The sequence below is a fragment of the Paucibacter aquatile genome, assembly GCF_002885975.1.
Lineage (GTDB): Bacteria > Pseudomonadota > Gammaproteobacteria > Burkholderiales > Burkholderiaceae_C > Paucibacter_A > Paucibacter_A aquatilis.
Window position 1 is genome coordinate 2,842,202 of the sequence record NZ_POSP01000003.1, and the last position, 20,177, is coordinate 2,862,378.

Below are 20,177 nucleotides of genomic sequence, written 5' to 3' on the forward strand. Positions count from 1 at the left end.
CTCGCCTCAGTCGATCTGCGGCCCGCCGCGGGCGCGTTCGTCGAGGTAGCGCTTGAGGCGCTGGCGGTCACCCTCGTCCAGGCTGCTGCCGCGCCAGGACTGGATCCAGGCCTCGCGCTGCGGGTCGGCTGCCATCTTGCGCACCGCCTGGTCGATGGCCTCGATCTGCTTGCGCCCTTCGGGCGTGCGGCTGCAGGCGTAGGTGGCCAGCTGGGTGCTGATGCCCTCCTGCACCGGCAGCTTGATCAGCTCGGTGCTCGGCAAGCCCTGGCTTTTCAGGTATTCATCGACCGCGCTGGGGTAGTCGAGGGTGTAGTCCATGCGCTGGGCCAGCAGCATGGCCAGCAGATGCATATGGCGGCCGGCCACCACGGACTTGGGCGCCTTGCTGCCCGCGGCCTGCAGGGCGGCATCGATCTTGGGACCAAAAGCGCGGTCGCGTGGCAGCAGGCCGACCAGATCGCTTTGCAAAAGCTCGGACAAAAGCACCTGCCGGCCGGCGCGTTCGAAACGCTCGAGGCGCGGCGCCAGCTCGCGCCGTGCAATCACCGCCAGCTGGCGCGACACCAGGGGCGGGTGCACATGGGTGAAGTACAGCCAGCCCAGGCGCTCGGGCGTGCTGACATGCAGGGGCGAGCACAGGGTCTGGCCCTGGCGCACCAGGGCTTCGAAGCGCGGGAAACCGGCATCGAGAAACTCATGCCGGTACTGCGGCAGCTGCTGGATCAGCAGGCGCAAAAAGCCGTCGATCTCGCCATGGCCCACCAGCTCAGACGCGCGCTGCGGCGGCTTGCCGCCGGGGTAGGTGAAATGGGGCGGCACATCGCGCACCATCCAGCGGATCACGCCGGGCTCGGGGCCTGGGTCGGTGGGCGCCGTCTGCGCACTCGCCCAGATCGGGCTCAAGCACAGCCATGCGCTCAAGCACCAGCGCCAGCGCCGGCCGCCCTGGACCCCGTGTTTCACTCGCCGTCGACCCACTCGATGCGGGCACCCAGCGAGCAGATGTTCTCGACGAATTGCGGGTGGGCGCGGCGGATCGGTGTGGCGTTGCGGATCACCGATTTGCCCGAGATGCTGGCCGCCACCATCAGCAGGGCAATGGCCACGCGGATGATGTAGGGGCTCTCCACCTCGGCCGGGTGCAGCGGCTTGCCGCCGAAGGTGACCATGCGATGCGGGTCGGACAGGAAGGCGTGGCCGCCGAACTTGCTCAGCTCCGAGGTCCAGCCCATGGCGCCGTCGTAGATCTTGTTCCAGAACATCACGCTGCCTTCGGCCTTGATGCCCAGGGCCACGAAGATGGGCAGCAGGTCCACCGGCAGGTAGGGCCAGGGCGCGGCCTCGACCTTTTGCAGGATGTTGCGGGTGAAGGGCTCCTTGACCTTGAGCGGGCCTTGCGTCTCGGCGCGCGACCAGCCGTTCTCGTGCACGATCTGCACGCCGAACTTGGCAAAGGTACGGTCGATCAGGGGGAACTGCTCGGGTGTGGAGTTCTTCACCTCGACCCGGCCGCCGGTGATGGCGCCCAGGGCCAGGAAGGTGACGATCTCGTGGAAATCCTCGGCGAAAGTGAACTCGCCGCCGCCCAGGCGCTCGACGCCGTGGATGGTCAGGCGCGAGGTGCCCAGGCCTTCGATCTGCGCGCCCAACATCTTCAGAAAGGCACAGAACTCCTGCACATGGGGCTCGGAGGCGGCGTTCATCAGCGTCGAGCGGCCCTGGGCCAGGGCGGCGCAAAGCACGAAGTTCTCGGTGGTGGTGACCGAAGCGTAGTCGGTCCAGTGGTCGTTGGCCCGCAGGCGGGCCGGCACGGCCAGGACCAGGCCATCGGGCTGGCGCTCGACGCTGGCACCGAAACGCTGGAAGACCTCGACATGGGGGTCGATCTCGCGCACGCCCAGGGTGCAGCCGGTCACATCGTCCTCGATGCGGGCCGAGCAGAAGCGCGCCAGCAGGCCCGGCACCAGCATGATGGAGCTGCGCATTTCCTCGGGCAGGCGGTCGCGCGCGGCGTCGAAACAGGTGTCGCGGTGGTGCAGGTCCAGCACCCGGGTCTTGGCGTCCATCTCGACCGAGCTGCCGAGGCTGCGGAAGACCTCGAGGATCTTCTTCACGTCCGTGATGTCGGGCACCCCGTGCAGGCGCACCGGCTCGCGCGTCAGCAGGGTCGCGCAGAGGATGGGCAGGACGGCGTTCTTGTTGGCCGAGGGAACGATGCGGCCGGCAAGAGGCGTGCCGCCGTGGACGATGAGATTGGACATGGACGGAGAAAGGATCGCAGGGGCACCGAAGCGGTGAGCCCGATTATCGTTGCCCTGGCAAAAACCCCGGCGGGGCTCAGCGCACCGGCACCAGGGGCTGGGCGCCCGGACTCATCAGCACGGTGTTGCCGGCCTTGCCCGCCACGGCAATGGCCGTGTCGCGGTGGATCTCAGCCAGCTTGATCTCTTTCAAGGCCGGGGTCAGCGATTCGCTGACGATGCGATTGGCACGCGCCTCGCCCTCAGCCTGCACGATCAGGCGCTCGGCCTCGGCCTTGGCCAGTTCGATCTCCTTGCGCTTCTTCTCGATCGCCTGATCGGTCTCGGCGCGCTGGCGAATGGCCGCCTCGATGGCGGGGTCGGTCAGCAGGTTGCGGACATTGACCGCGGTGATGACAAAAGCCCCCTTGTCATTGGCATCGAGCTCTTTTTGCAACTCGGAGCGCACCATCTCGGCCAGCTCGGTGCGCTTGGTGTGCATGGTGGTGGCATCCAGCTGGGCGATGGCTTTGTAGACGGCCTCGCGCGCCTCGCGCGACACGCGGCTGAAGGCGATCACCAGATCCTTGGTGCCGCCCTTGACGATGTCGCCATGCTTGACCACATCACCCTGGTACTTCACATACAAGCCGGGCACGGCGCTGGGCGTGGTCTTGAAGTAGATGTCCAGGTCCACATCCTTCATGGTCAGGTTGTCCCGGCTCTTGGGCGTCATGTCGTAGAGCGAGAAGCTGACTTCCTTGGTGGTGAACTCATCCACTGACTTGAACAGGGTGAAGTAGACGCCGGGCGGCAAGGACTCGGCGCCCACCTTGCCCAGCGTACGCTCGACACCGACGTTGCCGGTGTCGATCTGGCTGCAGGCACTCATCAAGGCGCACAGGCCGATCAGGCCAAAAGTCCGGACAAAACGCTTCATGGAGAGCTTTCAGAGCAAGTGGATGGGAGGATAGAAATAGGCCAGCAGCAGCAGGGCCAGCAAGCCCAGGAACAACACGCCCAGGCGCCAGGCATGGCGCGAAGCCAGGCTCAACAGAGACTGGCGGCGAGCGGGCGCCAGCAGCTGCCAGCCGATGTACAGCAGCAGCCCGAGCCCCAGCAGAAGTACAAATTGCCGCATCTCACCGTCCTTTATGTCGGGTCAGGCGCCCGGGTCGAGCCGGCGCGCACGCGCGAGGCGCCAGGCTTGCTTGGGGTCATCGCCATAGACCTGCTCGGCCGTGGTGGCGGTTTCCTGCAGGCGCGTGTCGATGGCCATGCGCTTGTCGAAGACAAAACACTCGCCCTGCCAATCGGCCGCAGCATCGGGCATCTGCTCGAAATAGCTGACGATGCCGCCGTCCAGTTGGTAGACCTCCAGGCCCTGGCTTTGCATCCAGGCGCTGGTCTTCTCGCAGCGGATGCCGCCGGTGCAGTACATGGCGATGCGCTTGCCCTCGGCCTTCCAGGCTTCGGCGTGAGCGGCCACATAGGCCGGGAAATCGCGGAAATGCGCGACCTCGGGGTCGACCGCATTCTTGAAACGGCCCAGCCGGTATTCAAAGCTGTTGCGGTTGTCCAGCACCAGCACATCGGGCTCGTTGAGCAACTCGCGCCAGCGCTGCGGAGAGACATGGGTGTCGGGCAGCTCCGGGTCGGGCAGGCCGCTGACGCCGGGCACGCCGAAGGCGACGATCTCGGGCTTGCAATGCACCTTGATCAAGGTGAAAGGCCGCGTGGTGCAGGCGCTGTGCTTGAAGGCCATGCCCGCGAAGGCGCCGCCAAACAACGCATCCTGCTGCAGCGCTTGCTCAAACGCCGCCAGGGCGGCGGCCGGCGCAGCGATGGCGCCGCTGATGCCCTCGGCCGCAACCAGGATGTTGCCGCCGATTCCGGTCTCGGGCCCGCTCAGTTCGCGCAGCCGCGCGGCCACCGCTTCCGGCTCGGCCAGAGCCACGAAGCGGTAGAAGGAGGAATGGACATGTGGCTCGTTCATCACGCTCATCAAGCCCCGTCCTCAGACCAGCAGAGCCGGGTCGGCCGCCGCGGCGCGTACGGGCGCGTCGGGCAAGAGGGCCAGGCCGCCGCTGAGCGTCCAGGCCTGGCTGTGGCCGAGGCGGGCCAGGGCCTGCGCCGCCTGGCGGCTGCGGTTGCCGCTGCGGCAGAAGAACAACAAGGGGCGCTGCTCGGCCAGCCAGCCGGGAATGGCATTGAGAAAGCGGGACAAGGGCATGGCCTGCAAAGCCACTCCGGCCAGCTCGGGCGTCTGGCTCAGGAACTGCTCGTAGGGCTCGCGCACATCGATCAGCAGCGCATCCGGATGGGCGTCGACAAACTGCTGCAGCTGCGTGCCCGAGAGCTGCAGCAGCGGCGCCGCCACGGCCTCACCGCGCTCCAGGGCCACGTTGCTGGCCAGCAGCTGGGCTTCGTCGCTGGGCGGTGCGATCAGGGTCTGAGCACCGATCTGCTCGCCCAAGGCCTGGGCGTGCTGCGGCGCCACAAAGGCCAGACAGCAGGCTTGTCCCTGCCCACCTTCGCTGAGCAGCAAGGCCTGACCCCCGCCTTCCAGCAACTGCCGGCGCAAGCGCTTGGCGCCCAACTCCAGCTCCGTCTGCGTCAAGGGCCAGCCCAGCGCATCGACCTCCGCCGATGCGGCGAGCAGATCGGGCAGCTCGGCCGCCAGCAGGGCCCGTGCCTCGCCGTGGGCCGCGGCGCCATCGCTGCTGAGCACGGCGGTGACCGGGTAGTTCTGGCAGCGCAGCACCTGGGCCAGGCGGCTGACCTGCTCGGGCTGCGGGTCGATCAGCACGCAGCGCTGCACGGCCGCATCGGCCAGCACATAGCAGCAGGCACCTTCCAGCATGAAGCGGCTGACGCCCTGGCCGACCGTCGGCAGGTTGTCGCTCGGGCTCATGCAGTTGCGGCGCAGCGACTCACCGCAGGCCTCGATGCGGGCACAGGCTTCGGTGATGAAGGCCTCATCCACGGCTGGGCCGATGGACAGGCGCACGGCACCGGCAGCTTGCCAATCGGGCAGGCCCATGGCCTGCAGCACAAAGCTCGGCGCGGCCTTGGCCGCACTGCAGGCCGAACCGCCGCTGACGCGCACATCGGCCGCGTCGAACAGGTCCTGCAGCAGGCGCGAGCTCAGGCCCGGCACCGAGAAATTGAGGGTGGTGGGCAGGCTCTGCACCAGCGGCGCGTTGTAGACCAGGCCAGGGAAGGCCTGCTCCAGCGCAGCCGCCAGGCGGGTGCGGAAACCGCTCATCTCGGCATGGCTGCGGAAGGTCTTGCCCTCCTTGTCTTCCAAAGCTTCCAGCACCGCACCCAGGGCGGCGATGCCGGACATGTTCTCGGTGCCCGAACGCAGCGCCCCCTCCTGGCCGCCGCCAGCCATCAGCGGCGTGAAGGGCGCACCGGCGCGCACGTAGAGCAGGCCGATGCCCTTGGGCGCATAGAGCTTGTGGCCGGAGAAAGGCGCGTAATCGATGCGGCTCTGGCTCAGGCGCAGCACCAGCTTGCCCAGGGCCTGCACGCCATCCACCATCCAGAAGGCGCTGCTGCCGCTGGCATTGAGGGCGGCTTCGATGCCGGTCAGATCGCTGATGACGCCGGTTTCATTGTTGGCGGCCATGGTGCAGACCAGGCCGGCCTCGGGCGCCTCACGCTGCAGAAACTCCAGATCATGGCGGCCCTGCGTGTCCACCGGGATGGCACGGATCGCCAGGTTCAGGCCCAGCACGGCGTTCCAGTGCTTGAGCGCCTCGGGCACGGCCTTGTGCTCGGTGGCACCGTAGAGCAGCTGGCTGCCGATGGCCTGACCGGCCTCGCGGCGCGCGCGCAGGGCGTGCAGGGCGGACAGCACGGCCGTCTGGATGCCTTCGGTCGCGCCGCTGACAAAGAGCAGCTGGCCGGCGCCGGTATCCAGCAGGCGCTGGGCGCGGGCACGCACGCCGTCGATCAGCGCGCGCGCCTTGAGGCCGGTGCTGTGGATGCTGCTGGGGTTGCCGTAATCCTCCACCATGGCCTGAATGGCCGCCGCCTTGGCCTGCGGCAACACGGGCGTGGTGGCATTGGCGTCGAGATAGATTTCCATGGCGAAGAACTGGCTGAGCAGGCACAACAGGCGCGTGGCGCGAAGCCGCCATGGTACCCGCCTGACCGTTGGGCCTCTATACTGCGGCCCCGGGTCGGCAGCACACCCAGGCCTTGCCGCGCGGCATCCCCGCGAGCTAAACCTGCCATTGGCACCAGTCCACAGACCGAGTGTGGCGCGCCGCGGCTCCGCGGCCCATCACATCCCGCACGTGAATCCCCAGTTCATGCGCGCGCCCGTCTGGAAGTCGGCAAGCACCAGCGTCATTCGACCCCTGGGTCGAAACATGGCGTGCGCGCTTTGTGGAGAACTTCACGTCATGACACGACAGGCCATTCCCTTCCATGCCGACGATCTTTCGGCCCTGGCCAGATCGCTGCGCCAGCAGCTCCAGCAACATCAGGCCCAAGCGGCCGAACTGCCCTCGCACCTGAGCCTGCTGAACATGCTGGCGCGCGCCGCCGGCCACCGCAATCTGCAGGCCTTGCGCGCCCAGGCCGACCAGCCTGTGCTGGCCGCGCCGCCGATCAAGCCCTCGCCGCTGCTGCAGCCCACACCGATCGCCACGGTCGCGCCGGCTCGGGGGCCGCGCCATCCGGGTTTGAGCGCGCTGGCCGACCGTGCCCTGCGCCAGTTTGACGAGCGCGGGCGCCTGACACGCTGGCCCAGCAAGCACCAGGTGCAGCGCCTGGCACTGTGGGGCTTGTGGTTGCATTTCGACAGCCGCCGCATCTACAGCGAGGGCGAGGTCAATCGGCTGCTGCAATCCCTGCACGACTTCGGTGACCACTGCACGCTGCGGCGCGAGCTGGTCACCATGGGCTTGCTGACACGCGAAGACGGCGGGCGCCGCTACCAGCGCCTCAACCCGCAACCCAGCGAAGAGCTGCGGCCGCTGCTGGCCGAGCTGCGCCAGCGCCACCAGCGCTTTGCCGGCCGCCGCACGCCGCCGCCCGATGCAGGGCCCGGCGGCGCATACCAGCCTCACTCGATCGCGGGGTAGTCCCCCGTGCCCTCGGGCCAGGCCGTCAGCAGCTCGAAGCCGGTCTCGGTGACCAGCACCATATGCTCCCACTGGGCCGAGAGCGAGCGGTCCTGCGTGATCACGGTCCAGCCATCGGCCAGCTGCTTCACGCCGCGCTTGCCGGCGTTGATCATGGGCTCGATGGTGAAGATCATGCCGGCCTGCAGGCGCAGACCCTCGCCGGGCTTGCCGAAGTGATTGACGTGCGGCTCGTCGTGGTAGATGTCGCCAATGCCATGGCCGCCGTACTCGCGCACCACGCTGTAGCCGGCCTGGTGGGCCACGCTCTGGATGGCATAGCCGACATCGCCCAGGGTCGCGCCGGGCCGCACCTTGCGGATGCCGGCGCGCATGGCTTCGTAAGTCACCTGGACCAGGCGGCGTGCCGCCGGCTTGGGGTGGCCCACGAAATACATGCGACTGGTGTCACCGAACCAACCGTCCTTGATCAGGGCCACATCGAGATTGACGATGTCGCCTTCTTTCAGGATCTTGGTCGGCGAAGGGATGCCGTGGCAGACCACCTCGTTGACCGAGCTGCACAGGGTCTTGGGGTAGCCGTGGTAGCCGATATTGGCCGGCGTGACGCGCAACTCGTCGACGATGTACTCGCGGCAGATGTGGTCCAGTTCGTCGGTGCTGACGCCGGGCTGAACATGGGGCGTGATCATCTGCAGCACCTGGGCGGCCAGGCGGCCCGACTCGCGCGCCTTGGCGATCTCTTCCGCCGTGCGAATCTTGACGCCCGCCCTCATTGCACGCCTCCGAGCGCCGGCTTGAGCTTGGCTTCGCGCGCCCCACTGAGCTCACCACCTGCAGCCAGGGCGAGCAAGTCCACCCCGCCGGACTGCTCGGCACGGATCAGCAGGCGGCAGATCTCGCGGTGATCCAGGTCGGGGTAGAGCTCGGACAGCAGACCGATGCGCATCCAATGCTCGGCCTGGGCGTTGATGGAGCGCGACAAGGCCTGGCTGGCGAGGCGCAGGCTTTCGTGCATCGGATCTGAAATTTTGACGATTCCCATGGCGGCAGTATATGCGAAACATATACGTTTCACATATAGGCGGCGAGCATCCGGGGGCCGCTGGATACAATCGCCCGCCCCTCTTTTCACCGGATCACCCCCGGATTCACGATGGCCCTGCCCGACCGATTTGCCGTGCTGCTGCAATACCTGCTGCCCAAACAGGCCCTGACCCGCCTGGCCGGCTGGGGCGCGGGCGCGCGCCTGGGCGGCCTGACCACGGCCGTCATCCGCCGCTTTGTAGCCCGCTACCAGGTCAACATGGCCGAGGCAGCCAACCCCGACATCGCCGCCTACCCGAGCTTCAACGAATTCTTCACCCGGGCGCTCAAGCCCGGCGCCCGCCCCTTGGCCGACGCCCCCCTGATCTGCCCGGTGGACGGCGCGATCAGCCAGTTCGGCCGCATCCGCGGCGAGCAGATCTTCCAGGCCAAGGGCCACGATTTCAGCTGCACCGCCCTGGTCGGCGGCGACGCCAGCCTGGCCGCCCAGTTCCGCGACGGTCACTTCGCCAACATCTACCTCAGCCCCAAGGACTACCACCGCATCCACATGCCCTGCGATGGCCGCCTGACGCGCATGATCCACGTGCCCGGCGATCTGTTCTCGGTCAACCCGGTCACCGCCCGCGGCGTGCCGGGCCTGTTCGCCCGTAACGAGCGCGTGGTCTGCGTCTTCGAAGGCGAACAAGGCCCTTGGGTGATGGTGCTGGTCGGCGCCACCATCGTCGGCAGCATGGCCACCAGCTGGCACGGCGTGGTCAACCCGCCGCGTCCCGGCACCGTGCGCGAATGGAGTTACGCCCCCGGCCAGGTCAGCCTCAAGAAAGGCGATGAACTGGGCCGATTCCTGCTCGGCTCCACCGTGGTGATGCTCTTCCCGACCAGCCAGGGCCTGGAGTTCAACCCGGCCTGGCAGGGCGAAAGCCTGGGGCAGCGCGGCAGCGCAGTGCGGCTGGGTGAGGTGATGGCGCGCTGAGGCTGCGACACACCGGTGCCCCCCTCAAACCGGGGGGAGTTTGTGCGCAACACGCAGGGATAGCACCGAGCGACGCACAAGATGGGCGTGCTGAGAATCGCGGCCATCGCCAATTCAACTCTGGCGTGGGCAGCGCCCCCATCCACCAGCAGCAGTCCGCCGGTCCGGTCGCTGATCTGCGCCTGCTGCTCATGACCACACTGCTTTCGGCTCGCCCCTCCAGAGCCCTGTCGCGCCTGCGTCGCGCCCTGCCCTTGATCACCTTGCTGGCCCTGGGTGCCGGCTTGCTCTGCAGCGGCCAGGCTCAGGCGCAGAGCTACCAGGTTCAGTCCCTCAGCCAGAACGGCGCCTTCACCTATGCGCTGAACGCACGCGGCCAGGTCAGCGGCAGCCTGTTGGACAACAACGGCATCTACCAGGCCTTCCTCACCGGCCCCAATGGCCAGGGCCTGTTGACCATGACCCAGCTGCCGGGTGATGCCACCGGCAACGCGATCAACTTCTCAGGCCAAATCGCTGGAGAAGTGATCACCGGCATGAATCCGAGCCGGGTTGAAGCCTTCGTGACCGACGCCCAAGGTCAGAACGCCCGCCTGCTCGGCGGCATTGGCGGTAATGTGACGACGGCCCGCGGCATCAATGACAGCGGCACCGTGATCGGCATGGGCCGCGACGGCAGCGGCAGCACCAAGTTCCATGCCTTGCGCTGGCAGGCCAACAGCACCGAAGCCGAGCGCCTGCTCACCCTGGGCGGCAACACCAGCAGTGCCCAAGCCATCAACGGCAGCGGCCTGATCGTCGGCAACTCAGGCCTCAGCGATGGCAGCGTCCATGCCGTGATCTGGGGCCTGAACGGCGCCACCATCACCGATCTGGGAACCCTGGGTGGCTTCAGCAGCTCGGCCCTGGCCCTCAATCAGATCGCCCAGGTGGCGGGCACATCGCGCGTGGCCGATGGCAGCCTGCATGCCTTCATCACCGGTGCCGGCGCCCAGGGCATGAGCGACCTCGGCACCCTGGGCTGGGTGCACAGCCAAGCCAGTTTCATCAACAACGCAGGCATCGTGGCCGGCAATCTGTTCAACGGCACCGATGGCGCCTCGTACATCGCAGGCCACGCCTTCATCACCGGCGCCAACGGCCAGGGCATGGTGGACCTGAACAGCCTGGTCAGCGTGGGCGAAGGGCTCTACCTCAACGAAGTCTGGGGCTTGAACGACGCCGGCCAACTCCTGGTCAGCGACCAGAATGGCCTGAGCTACCTGCTCACGCCCGTGCCCGAAGCCGCGAGTTCGGCCATGCTGCTGGGCGGCCTGCTGATGCTGGCCCTGCTGGCGCGCCAGCGCCGTGGGGACACCCGGGCAACGGCCCTCAAGTCGATGCAGGCTTGAGCGGCGCGGGCCACGCGAACGGCGGCGCCTGGATGAGCTCGATCAAGGCTCGCAAGGCCGGGCTGGTCTGGCGCCGGCCGGGGTAGTAGAGCGCGAAACCGGTGCCCGGCACGCACCAGTCGGCCAGCAGTTCGACGAGCTGGCCGCTCTGCAGCAAGGGCGCAGCCGCCAGTTCGTAGACATAAGCCACACCGGCCCCGTCCAGCGCCGCTTGCAGGGCCACGGCCTGGTCGTCCACGGTCAGCGGGCCCGGCACGTCGAGATCGGTCGTCAGGCCCGCTCGCGCGCAAGCAGGGCCAGCGCAGCGACAGCCGGCCGCATGTTCAAGAAAACTCCAGCGGAACAAGCCGCCACTGGCGAAGCGCTGGCGCACACAGGGCAGGGCGAGCAGGTCCTGCGGCTGCTGCGGTGCCGGGCGGCGTTGCAAGAACTCGGGTGAGGCCACCGCGATGAAACGCTGCGCGCCCCCGAGCGGCACCGCCACCATATCGGCCGGCAGGCGTTCGGCAAATCGCACGCCGGCATCGAAGCCATGCTCGACGATGTCAACCAGGCCATCCTGGGTGCACAGCTCCACCTGCACCTGCGGGTGGGCGGCCACATAGCGCGCCAGCAGCGGGGTCATCAAGAGCCGCGCCGCACTGCGCGGCACGCTGAGGCGCAGGCTGCCGGACACCCGACCGCTCAGCTGCACCACGCTGTCCAGTGCCCGCTCCAGGCTGCGCATGGCGGGCAAGGCGCCGGCCAGCAGGCGCTCGCCGGCCGCCGTCAGCGCCACGCTACGGGTGCTGCGGTTGAGCAAGGCCACGCCCAGCTGTGCCTCCAGGCGACGCATGGCCTGGCTCACGGCCGAGGGCGACAGGCCCAGCTGCTGGGCCGCGCGGCGGTAGCTGCGCGCCTCGGCCACGGCGGCAAAGACACGCAGGGTGTGGAGTTCGGTTTCGCTGGACACCCGACGATTGTGAAGCAGGGCTGCACAGCCCGTGCGGCCGGCGGCGGCTTGTGGCGGCGCGGCGCCATCGCCACCATGCAGAACTCGATCCACCCCCCACCGTGAGCCCCACCGCATGAACAGCCAATCTACCACCCCCTTGCAGCGCCGCCTGGCCGGCCGCGACATCCCCGCCATCGGCCTCGGCCTGATGGGCATGAGCGAGTTTTACGGCGCCGTCGACGACGCCGAATCCCTGGCCACCCTGCATGCCGCGCGCGAGCTCGGGGTGCGCCACCTCGACACCGCCGACACCTACGGCTCCGGCCACAACGAGCGCCTGCTCGGCCGCTTCCTGGCCGGGCTGAGCCCGGCGCAGCGGGCGGACATGGTGGTAGCCAGCAAGTTCGGCATCAAGCGCCCACCGGGCACCTACGAGCGCCACATCGACAACTCCGCCGCCTATGCCCGCGCCGCCTGCGAGGCCTCGCTGCAGCGCCTGGGGCTGGAGCGCATCGAACTGTTCTATGTGCACCGCCGCGACCCGGCCGTGCCGATCGAGGAGCTGATGCTGACCCTGGCCGACCTCAAGGCCGAGGGCAAGATCGGCGCCGTGGGCCTGTCCGAGGTCAGCGAAGAGACGCTGCGCCGCGCCCATGCGGTGCTGCCGGTGGCGGCGCTGCAGAATGAGTATTCGCTCTGGGAGCGCAGCGCCGAGCAGGCCATGCTGGCCGTGACCGCCGAGCTGGGCGTGGCCTTCGTCGCCTACAGCCCGCTGGGCCGCGCCTTGCTGAGCGCCCAGCTGCCCGCCACGCAAGACCTGGCCCCCGATGACTTCCGCCGCACCCTGCCGCGCTTCAATGGCGAGGCCGGAGAGCACAACCGCTCCCTGGCCGAGCGCTTGGCCGGCCTGGCGGCAGACTGGGGTCACAGCGCCGCCCAGCTGGCCTTGGCCTGGGTGCTGCACCAGCAGCCCCACACCCTGGTCATCCCCGGCACGCGGCGGCAGAAGCACCTGCTCAGCAACTGGGCCGCCGGCCAGATCCATCTGGACCCGGCCCAGGTCGACACTCTGAACCGCCTCTTCGCGCCGGGCAGCGTGGCCGGTTCGCGCTACACCGAGCTGGGCTGGGTGGGCATCGAGTCGGCGCGCGGCTGAACGGCGCGCCTCACTTCCTTCTTTCTATCTATCTTTCAAGCCAAGCTGCGCCCCAGCAGCTCGCCCGCCGCCACGGCCCCGAGCGGCCGGCTGAGGTGATAACCCTGCAGCTGCGTGCAGCCGAGCTCGCGGGCCGCCTGGGCCTGCTGCTCGTTTTCCACGCCCTCGGCCACCACCTCCAGGCTCAACGAGCGGCCGAGCGCGCAGGTGGCTTTGACGATGGCGCTGGCCTGGGGCTCGGGCAGGGGGTCGATCATGCTGCGGTCCAGCTTCATGGTGCTGATGGGCAGCTGGCGCAGCATGGTCAGCGAGCTCTGGCCGGTGCCGAAGTCGTCCATGCTGCAGAGCACGCCGGCCTTGCGCAGGCGCTGCAGCTGGGGCAGCACGCGGCCCAGGTGGCCGATGGCGGCGGTTTCGGTGATCTCGATCTCCAGGCTCTGGTGCGGCAGGCCCAGCTCGTCCAGGCGGGCCAGCAGGCGGTCGGCAAAGCCGATGTCGTCGAACTGCAGGGGCGAGACATTGACGGCCACCGGCACCAGCAGGCCCCAACGGTCCAGCCAGTCGCGCAGCTGCTGGGTGGCGGTGTCGATGATGAGCTGGCCGAGCGCGCTGATCTGGCCGGTGCGCTCGGCGGCGGGCACGAAATCGGCCGGGCTGACCCGGCCCAGGCCCGGGCGTTCCCAGCGCACCAAGGCCTCAAAGCCGCAGAGCTTGCGGCTGTCGGCGCGGAACTTGGGCTGGTACTCGAGCAGGAACTCACGCTCGACGATAGCCCGGCCCAGCGATTGTTCGGCCTCCAGCCGCGCCCGCGAACGCACATTCATGCGCGGCTCAAAGAACTCGCAGGCGCTGCCCGCGCGCTGCTTGGCGCGGTGCATGGCCGAATCGGCGGCGCGCAGCAGGCTGTCCACATCCTCGCCGTCCTCGGGGAAACGGGCCACGCCCATGGACAGATGCACGAACAAGGCCTCACCGTCCACCTCGAAGGGCTGCTCCAGCAACAGCAGGATCTGGTCCAGCACCGGCTGCACCTCGCGGCGCTCGGCCACCTCCTCCAGCAGCACCAGGAACTGGTCCTCGCCCAGGCGCATCAGCATGGCCTGCACCGGCAGCTGGCGGCACAGGCGGCGCGCCACCGAGTGCAGCAGGGCATCGCCGACGGCATGGCCCAGGCTTTCGTTGATCAGCTGGAAGCGGTCGACATCGGCCGAGATCAGCGCGAAGGGCGCGCCGCCGGTGCGCGTCAGTTCGCGCAAGCGGGCGACGGCAAAGTTGCGGTTGGGCAGATCGGTCAGCTCGTCGTGCAGGGCCTGGCGGCGCAGGGCGTCGACGGCGCGCTGGCGCGAGCTGTCATCGACCATCACCAGCAGCTCGGCCGGCGCACCGTCCCACTCCAGATGGCTGGACAGACCGCGCACATGGATGAGCTGGCCCTCGCGGGTGAGGCGGGTGGCCTCCCATTCGATGCGGGCCTGCGGATCGGCCAGCACCCGGGCATGGCGCTCGCGGGCGCTGGCCTGCTGCTCCATGGGCACCAGCTCGGACAGCACCTCCACCGGCCGCTGCAGCAGCAGCGCCGCCTCACCAGGCTGGTAGCCGAACATGCTCATGGCCGCCGGGTTGGCATAGACGGCGCGGTGGTCCTGCAGCACCACCAGGCCTTGCAGGGAATGCTGGGTCAGCTGGGTGAAGCGCTCGTTCTGGCGCCGCGTCTCGGCATGGGCGCGGGCCACCGACAGCAGGATCAGGCCCAGCGACAAGGTGGTCTGCACAAACAGGCCCAGGGTGTGGGTGATGTTCGAGCGGCCCAGCGGATGCAGCATGGGGCTGCTGCCATGAACCAGGCCCACAGCCACGAAGCAGAGCGCAACAAAGCGCTCGCCGGCATTGCCGCCCTGGCCCATCCACCAGGCGCAGGCCCAGGAACCGGTCACCAGATAGACCGTCGCCAGCAGCACGGCATGGCGATGGTCCACGCGCGCCAGCGAGGCCACGCTGACCATCATCAGCACGAAGGCCGGAAGCCAGAACTTGCGCGGCCAGCTGAGGTTGCGGTAGACCCGGGCCCCCGCCACCAGCAACATCAGCGAGCCCATGATGCTGCAGGAGGCGGCCAGGGCCTGGAGATCGTCCTGCCAGGTCAGCGATTGCTCGGGCGCCAGGGCGATGCCCAGGGTCAGGCCGGTGGACAGCAGAATCCAGCTGTAGCCCCAGAGCCGCACATGCACGAAACGCGGGTCCTGCCGCCACAGCAGCAGCAACGCGATGCCCAGCATCGCGTTCAACCCGGATCCGATCAGCATCAGCGAAGTCATGAGAGACAGGCATTCGACCCCCGGGCAAGACAGGGGCGGCTGTGGCGACACGAGCCCCGATGCTAGCTTGCAGTGACAATAAGCGCTCAAGACCTTGCGAGGGCCTGTTGCCCTGGCTGCTCACCGACATCTCCGCACACACCATGACCCAGCGCGTCCTGACCGGCATCACCACCACCGGCACCCTGCACCTCGGCAACTACGTCGGCGCCATCCGCCCGGCCATCGCCGCCAGCCGCGAGGCTGGGGTGGAGAGCTTTTTCTTCATGGCGGATTACCACGCCCTGATCAAATGCGACGAGCCCGAGCGCATCAACCGCTCGCGCCTGGAGATCGCCGCCGTCTGGCTGGCCGCTGGCCTGGACACCTCGCGCGTCACCTTCTACCGCCAGAGCGACATCCCCGAGATCCCCGAGCTGACCTGGCTGCTGACCTGCATCACCTCCAAGGGTCAGATGAACCGCGCCCATGCCTACAAGGCCGCGGTGGATGCCAATGTGGCGGCCGGCGAAGACCCGGACGCCGGCATCACCATGGGCCTGTACAGCTACCCCATCCTGATGGCGGCCGACATCCTGATCTTCAACGCCCACCGCGTGCCAGTCGGCAAGGACCAGGTGCAGCACATCGAGATGGCGCGCGATGTGGCGCAGCGCTTCAATCACCAATTTGGCAAGGGCGAGGAGTTCTTCGTCCTACCGGAGGCCAATGTCGAGGAAGACGTGGCCCTCTTGCCCGGCCTGGACGGCCGCAAGATGAGCAAGAGCTATGACAACAGCATCCCGCTGTTCGAAGGCGGCAGCAAAGGCCTGAAGGAGGCGATCGCCCGCATCGTCACCGACAGCCGCCTGCCCGGCGAGCCCAAGGAGCCCGAAGGCCAGGCCCTGGTAACGATTTACGACGCCTTCGCCACGCCGCAGCAGCGCGCCGATTTCCGCGCCGCCCTGCGCGCCGGCCTGGCCTGGGGCGAGGCCAAGCAGCAGCTGTTCGAGCTGATCGAGGCCGAAATCGCCCCCATGCGCGCACGCTACGACGCCCTGATGGCCCACCCCGAGCGCATCGAGGAGATCCTGCAGCAAGGCGCCGAAAAAGCGCGCGCCATCGCCGGCCCGCTGCTGGCCCGCGCCCGCGAGGCCGTGGGTCTGCGCCGCTTCAATGCCGTGGCCGCACCGGTGGTAGACACGGCCAAGGCCGCCAAGGCCGCCCTGCCGGTGTTCAAGCAGTACCGCGAGGCCGACGGCCAGTTCTACTTCAAGCTGGTCAGCGCCGAGGGTCAGGTCTTGCTGCAAAGCGCCGCCTTCGCCGGCGGCCGCGATGCTGGCCAGTGGGTGGCACGGCTCAAGCGTGAAGGCGCCGCGGCCCTGGCCGAAGCCCCGGTGCAGCGCGGCGAAGGCGTGGACGAGGCAGCGGTCCACGCTGCTCTGCTGGCCCTGCAGGCGGCCGACGCGGCCTGACCCTGCTGGCGAATAGAGAGCTGTCCCTGAAACGCGCATTTCGCGCGAAAACCCGCTAGGCTGCTAAGGCGGTACTGCGTAGCCTGGGCATTCAAACATGCCGACGGCTGCGCGTTCCGCCGTCCGAAAAACAGGAGACACCCGCCCATGCCCGCCATCCCCACCGACCACCTGGCCCTGCAGCGTTTCTACCTGCTGGAGCGAACCCAAGCCGAACGCGTCACGCTGACCCAGCCCATGGGCCAGGGCCAGACGCAAGAGTTCACCTGGGCCCAAGTAGGCGACCAGGTGCGGCGCATGGCCGCCCACCTCCAAGCCCTGGGCCAGGACCAAGGCTGGGAGCCCGGCGCCAAGGTCGCCATCCTGTCCAAGAACTGTGCCTGGTGGCTGTTCAGCGATCTGGCCATCTGGATGGCCGGCTATGTCTCGGTGCCGCTTTACCCGACCCTGGCGCCCGACACCATCCGCCAGATTCTTGAGCACAGCGAGGCCCGCGCCTGCTTCATCGGCAAGCTCGATGGCTGGGAAGGCATGAAGCCCGGCGTGCCGGCCACCATGCCCTGCATCAGCTACCCGCTGTCGCCCGATGATGCCAAGAAGTCCTACGAGGGCTGGGATGCCATCTGCGCCCGCACGGCGCCGCTGCAAGGCGAGCCGGTGCGCGCGGCCGAAGACCTGGCCACCCTGATCTACACCTCGGGCACCACCGGCGCACCCAAGGGCGTGATGCACAGCTTTGGCAATTTCGCCTGGGCCATGAGCACCGCCCTCAAGCGCATCCCCATGGGCCCGGAGGATCGCCTGCTGTCCTACCTGCCCCTGGCCCATGTGGTCGAGCGCGTGCTGATCGAGCATGGCTGGCTGCGTACCGGCTTTGCGGTCTATTTCGCTGAAAGCCTGGACACCTTCACGCTCGATTTGCAACGTGCCCGTCCGACCATCTTCTTCTCGGTGCCGCGTCTGTGGGTGAAGTTCCAGCAAGGCATCCAGGCCAAGATGCCGCAGAAGAAGCTGGACCTGCTGCTCAGCCTGCCCCTGATTGGCGGTCTGGTGCGACGCAAGATCCTCAAAGCCCTGGGCCTGGACCAGGCACGCGTCTGCGCCGGCGGTGCTGCGCCCATGCCCGTGCCCTTGCTCGAGTGGTATCGCAAGCTCGGCCTGGCCATCTGCGAAGGCTATGGCATGACGGAGAACCTGGCCATTTCCCACATCACCGTACCCGGGCAAAACCAGATCGGCACCGTGGGCCCGGCCTTTGAAGGTGTGGAAGCCCGCCTCGACCCGGACAGCGGCGAGCTGCTGGTGCGCACCCCGGCCACCATGAGCGGCTACTACAAAGAAGCCGAGTTGACCCGCCAGGCCTTCACCGAAGACGGCTGGCTGCGCACCGGCGACAAAGGCCAGTTCGACGGCCGCGGCTGCTTGCGCATCACGGGCCGGGTCAAGGATTTGTTCAAGACCAGCAAGGGCAAATACGTGGCCCCCGCGCCGATCGAAGACCGCCTGGGTGCCCACCCGGCCGTGGAAGCCTGCGTGGTGACCGGCGCGAACATGGGCCAGCCCGTCGGCGTGGTGATGCTGTCGCAAAACGCGATCGAACACAGCGCCAACGAAACCGACCGGGCCGCCCTGGTGCAGTCGCTGAGCGAGCACCTGGCCTCCGTCAACAGCCAGCTCGATCCGCACGAGCAGCTGGACTGCCTGGTCGCCGTCAAGACGCCCTGGACGGTGGACAACGGCTTCATCACCCCCACCTTCAAGGTCAAGCGCAACCGCGTCGACGAGGTCTACGGTCCGCAACTGGAGAGCTGGGTGAACAAAAGGAAGAAGGTCGTCTTCGGCGACTGAGGCATGAGCCGAACGCCCAGCACACCGCCACCGCCTCCGATCAACCTCGCCCTGCAGGGCGGCGGTTCGCATGGTGCCTTCACCTGGGGTGTGCTGGACGCGCTGCTGGAGGACGGCCGGCTGAGCTTCGAAGGCATCAGCGGCACCAGCGCCGGCGCCATGAATGCCGTGGCCCTGGCGCACGGCTTTGCACAAGCGCGTTTGCACGGTCATGGCGATGGCCGCGATGCCGCCCGAGAATCGCTGGCCGCTTTCTGGGACGGCGTGATCGCCATGGGCGCCCTGGGCGAAGCCCAGCGCGCGCCCTTCGGCTTTCTCTTCGGCCCTGTGGACGAAGACAGCTCGCCCGCCGCCCCCTGGCTCGACGCCATGAGCGCGCTCTGGACCAGCACCGTCTCGCCCTACCAGGTCAACCCCTTTGACATCAACCCGCTGCGCAGCTTCGTGGCCAGCCGCATCGACTTCGAAGCCCTGGCCCGGCCTGGACTGGCCCCCAAGGTCTTTGTCGTCGCCACCCGCGTCAGCAACGGCAAGGCCGAGGTGTTCTCGGGCACCCGGCTCAGCGTCGATGCGGTGATGGCCTCGGCCTGCCTGCCCACCCTGTTCAAAGCCGTCGAGATTGACGGTCAGCATTACTGGGACGGTGGCTACTCGGGCAACCCGGCCATCCACCCGCTGATCTACCAATGCAGCGGCCGTGACATCGTGCTGGTGCAGATCAACCCGATCGAACGCGAAACCCTGCCCACCAGCAGCGCCCAGATCCTCGACCGGCTCAACGAGATCAGCTTCAACGCCGCCCTGATCGCCGAGATGCGCGCCATCGACTTCGTCAAGCGCCTGCTGGCCGAGGGCAAGGTGGACCCGACGCACTACAAAGATGTGCTGATGCACCGCATCGACGGCGGTGAAACGCTCGAAGCCTTCAGTGCCTCCAGCAAAAGCTCCACCCGCGCCAGCCTCATCCACCAGCTGCGTGACCTGGGCCGCAGCCACGCGCAAGACTGGCTGCGCCAGCATTTCAAAGACCTGGGCCAACGCAGCAGCGTCGACATCAAGCGCGACTACCTGGACGATCTGCGCCTGCCAATCCGTGGCGGCTGAGCGGCGGATTTCGGCACATTGCCGACCTCTCTTGGGTTTGTCGTTCTCGCTGCGGTGGCTCGCCCCGCCGCCGGGCTCATGGTTCGCGGGTCGGCTCTGTGAGCCGACTGCCCTCGGTGCTCACTGCCCGGCTCAGCGGCGCCAAACTCCCTCCGTTCGCTGCGCTCACTGTGGTCAAACAGTGGCGCCGAGTCAGCGCTTGAAGCGCGCGAGTACGCGCGCCTGAGCCGCTCCGCTGCGCCCTCGGCCGCGCACAAATCGCCCGTCGGCGGGCCGAGTCACCTCCGGAGGTGGCGTGTTTCACCGTTGATGGGGCACATCGACCGCGATGCAAGCGCCCTGCAGCCCGTGCCGCTGCCGGGCGATTTGTGCCGGGCCGAGCAGCACAGTGCCTCGGGGCGCGCACGTACGCGTGCGCTTCAAACTCTGACTTGGCGCTTCTGTTTGAACGAAGCGAACGCAGGGAGCGCAGTGAGTTATGCGCCAGCCCCGAGGTGCGAGCAGCGCAGGGAAGTCGGCCCGCCAGGGCCGACCCCGGAACCATGAGCCCGGTGGCGGCACGGGCTGCAGGGCCCCACGAGCAAAACCCGAAATCTGCTTCGTGCCGACT

At 68.1% G+C, this 20,177-nt stretch carries 17 protein-coding genes; 7 read left to right on the plus strand and 10 right to left on the minus strand.

The window, feature by feature from the left end:
- Positions 1–6: 6 nt before the first annotated feature.
- From C1O66_RS15315 to C1O66_RS15340, 6 genes are all read right to left on the minus strand, one after another.
- On the minus strand, positions 7–906 hold the full coding sequence (locus tag C1O66_RS15315; protein WP_102768674.1) for a TIGR02285 family protein: 900 nt from the start codon (positions 904–906) through the stop codon (positions 7–9).
- Between the two features lie 56 nt (positions 907–962).
- On the minus strand, positions 963–2,264 hold the full coding sequence (locus C1O66_RS15320) for a UDP-N-acetylglucosamine 1-carboxyvinyltransferase (RefSeq protein ID WP_102768675.1): 1,302 nt from the start codon (positions 2,262–2,264) through the stop codon (positions 963–965).
- Between the two features lie 76 nt (positions 2,265–2,340).
- Positions 2,341–3,183: an SPFH domain-containing protein gene (locus C1O66_RS15325; RefSeq protein WP_102768676.1), complete on the minus strand. Its 843-nt coding sequence runs from the start codon at positions 3,181–3,183 to the stop codon at positions 2,341–2,343.
- A 9-nt stretch (positions 3,184–3,192) separates the two neighbouring features.
- A complete protein-coding gene (locus C1O66_RS15330; protein WP_102768677.1) occupies positions 3,193–3,384 on the minus strand; it encodes a hypothetical protein in 192 nt (63 codons plus the stop codon).
- 21 nt (positions 3,385–3,405) lie between these two features.
- Positions 3,406–4,239 carry an oxygen-dependent tRNA uridine(34) hydroxylase TrhO gene (gene trhO, locus C1O66_RS15335; RefSeq protein ID WP_243392816.1) on the minus strand — a complete coding sequence of 278 codons (834 nt, stop codon included), beginning with the start codon at positions 4,237–4,239 and terminating at the stop codon, positions 3,406–3,408.
- A 21-nt stretch (positions 4,240–4,260) separates the two neighbouring features.
- Positions 4,261–6,339: an aminotransferase class V-fold PLP-dependent enzyme gene (locus C1O66_RS15340; protein WP_102769678.1), complete on the minus strand. Its 2,079-nt coding sequence runs from the start codon at positions 6,337–6,339 to the stop codon at positions 4,261–4,263.
- Between the two features lie 319 nt (positions 6,340–6,658).
- Here C1O66_RS15340 and C1O66_RS15345 point away from each other — a divergent pair, with 319 nt between their 5' ends.
- Positions 6,659–7,342 (plus strand): DUF2087 domain-containing protein, encoded by a 684-nt coding sequence (locus C1O66_RS15345; RefSeq protein ID WP_102768679.1) that lies wholly within the window; start codon positions 6,659–6,661, stop codon positions 7,340–7,342.
- On the opposite strand, the gene map is transcribed toward C1O66_RS15345, so the two are convergent.
- Complete coding sequence (gene map / locus C1O66_RS15350; protein WP_102768680.1) at positions 7,324–8,118, minus strand: type I methionyl aminopeptidase; 795 nt, start codon at positions 8,116–8,118, stop codon at positions 7,324–7,326. The two genes, C1O66_RS15345 and map, sit on opposite strands and share 19 nt — an antisense overlap.
- Positions 8,115–8,387: a ParD-like family protein gene (locus C1O66_RS15355; protein WP_102768681.1), complete on the minus strand. Its 273-nt coding sequence runs from the start codon at positions 8,385–8,387 to the stop codon at positions 8,115–8,117. The genes map and C1O66_RS15355 overlap by 4 nt, the downstream gene beginning before the upstream one ends.
- Before the next feature lie 111 nt (positions 8,388–8,498).
- Between C1O66_RS15355 and asd the strand changes: the two genes are divergently transcribed.
- Complete coding sequence (asd, locus tag C1O66_RS15360; protein ID WP_102768682.1) at positions 8,499–9,365, plus strand: archaetidylserine decarboxylase; 867 nt, start codon at positions 8,499–8,501, stop codon at positions 9,363–9,365.
- Positions 9,366–9,556: 191 nt separating this feature from the next.
- Entirely contained in the window at positions 9,557–10,756 is a 1,200-nt protein-coding gene (locus tag C1O66_RS15365) for an HAF repeat-containing protein (RefSeq protein ID WP_133155238.1), read from the plus strand.
- On the opposite strand, the gene C1O66_RS15370 is transcribed toward C1O66_RS15365, so the two are convergent.
- Positions 10,737–11,708 carry a LysR family transcriptional regulator gene (locus tag C1O66_RS15370; protein ID WP_243392817.1) on the minus strand — a complete coding sequence of 324 codons (972 nt, stop codon included), beginning with the start codon at positions 11,706–11,708 and terminating at the stop codon, positions 10,737–10,739. The two genes, C1O66_RS15365 and C1O66_RS15370, sit on opposite strands and share 20 nt — an antisense overlap.
- A 115-nt stretch (positions 11,709–11,823) precedes the next feature.
- Here C1O66_RS15370 and C1O66_RS15375 point away from each other — a divergent pair, with 115 nt between their 5' ends.
- A complete protein-coding gene (locus C1O66_RS15375) occupies positions 11,824–12,846 on the plus strand; it encodes an aldo/keto reductase (protein WP_102768685.1) in 1,023 nt (340 codons plus the stop codon).
- A gap of 35 nt (positions 12,847–12,881) precedes the next feature.
- On the opposite strand, the gene C1O66_RS15380 is transcribed toward C1O66_RS15375, so the two are convergent.
- On the minus strand, positions 12,882–15,149 hold the full coding sequence (locus C1O66_RS15380) for a putative bifunctional diguanylate cyclase/phosphodiesterase (RefSeq protein WP_165794631.1): 2,268 nt from the start codon (positions 15,147–15,149) through the stop codon (positions 12,882–12,884).
- A gap of 155 nt (positions 15,150–15,304) precedes the next feature.
- Here C1O66_RS15380 and C1O66_RS15385 point away from each other — a divergent pair, with 155 nt between their 5' ends.
- The 3 genes from C1O66_RS15385 to C1O66_RS15395 all read left to right on the plus strand — a co-directional run bounded on the left by C1O66_RS15385 (position 15,305) and on the right by C1O66_RS15395 (position 19,567).
- On the plus strand, positions 15,305–16,615 hold the full coding sequence (locus C1O66_RS15385; protein ID WP_102769679.1) for a tryptophan--tRNA ligase: 1,311 nt from the start codon (positions 15,305–15,307) through the stop codon (positions 16,613–16,615).
- A 147-nt stretch (positions 16,616–16,762) separates the two neighbouring features.
- Positions 16,763–18,463 carry an AMP-binding protein gene (locus C1O66_RS15390; protein WP_102768687.1) on the plus strand — a complete coding sequence of 567 codons (1,701 nt, stop codon included), beginning with the start codon at positions 16,763–16,765 and terminating at the stop codon, positions 18,461–18,463.
- Between the two features lie 3 nt (positions 18,464–18,466).
- Positions 18,467–19,567, plus strand: coding sequence for a patatin-like phospholipase family protein (locus C1O66_RS15395; RefSeq protein ID WP_102768688.1), 1,101 nt, complete (start codon positions 18,467–18,469; stop codon positions 19,565–19,567).
- The last annotated feature ends 610 nt before the right edge of the window (positions 19,568–20,177 follow it).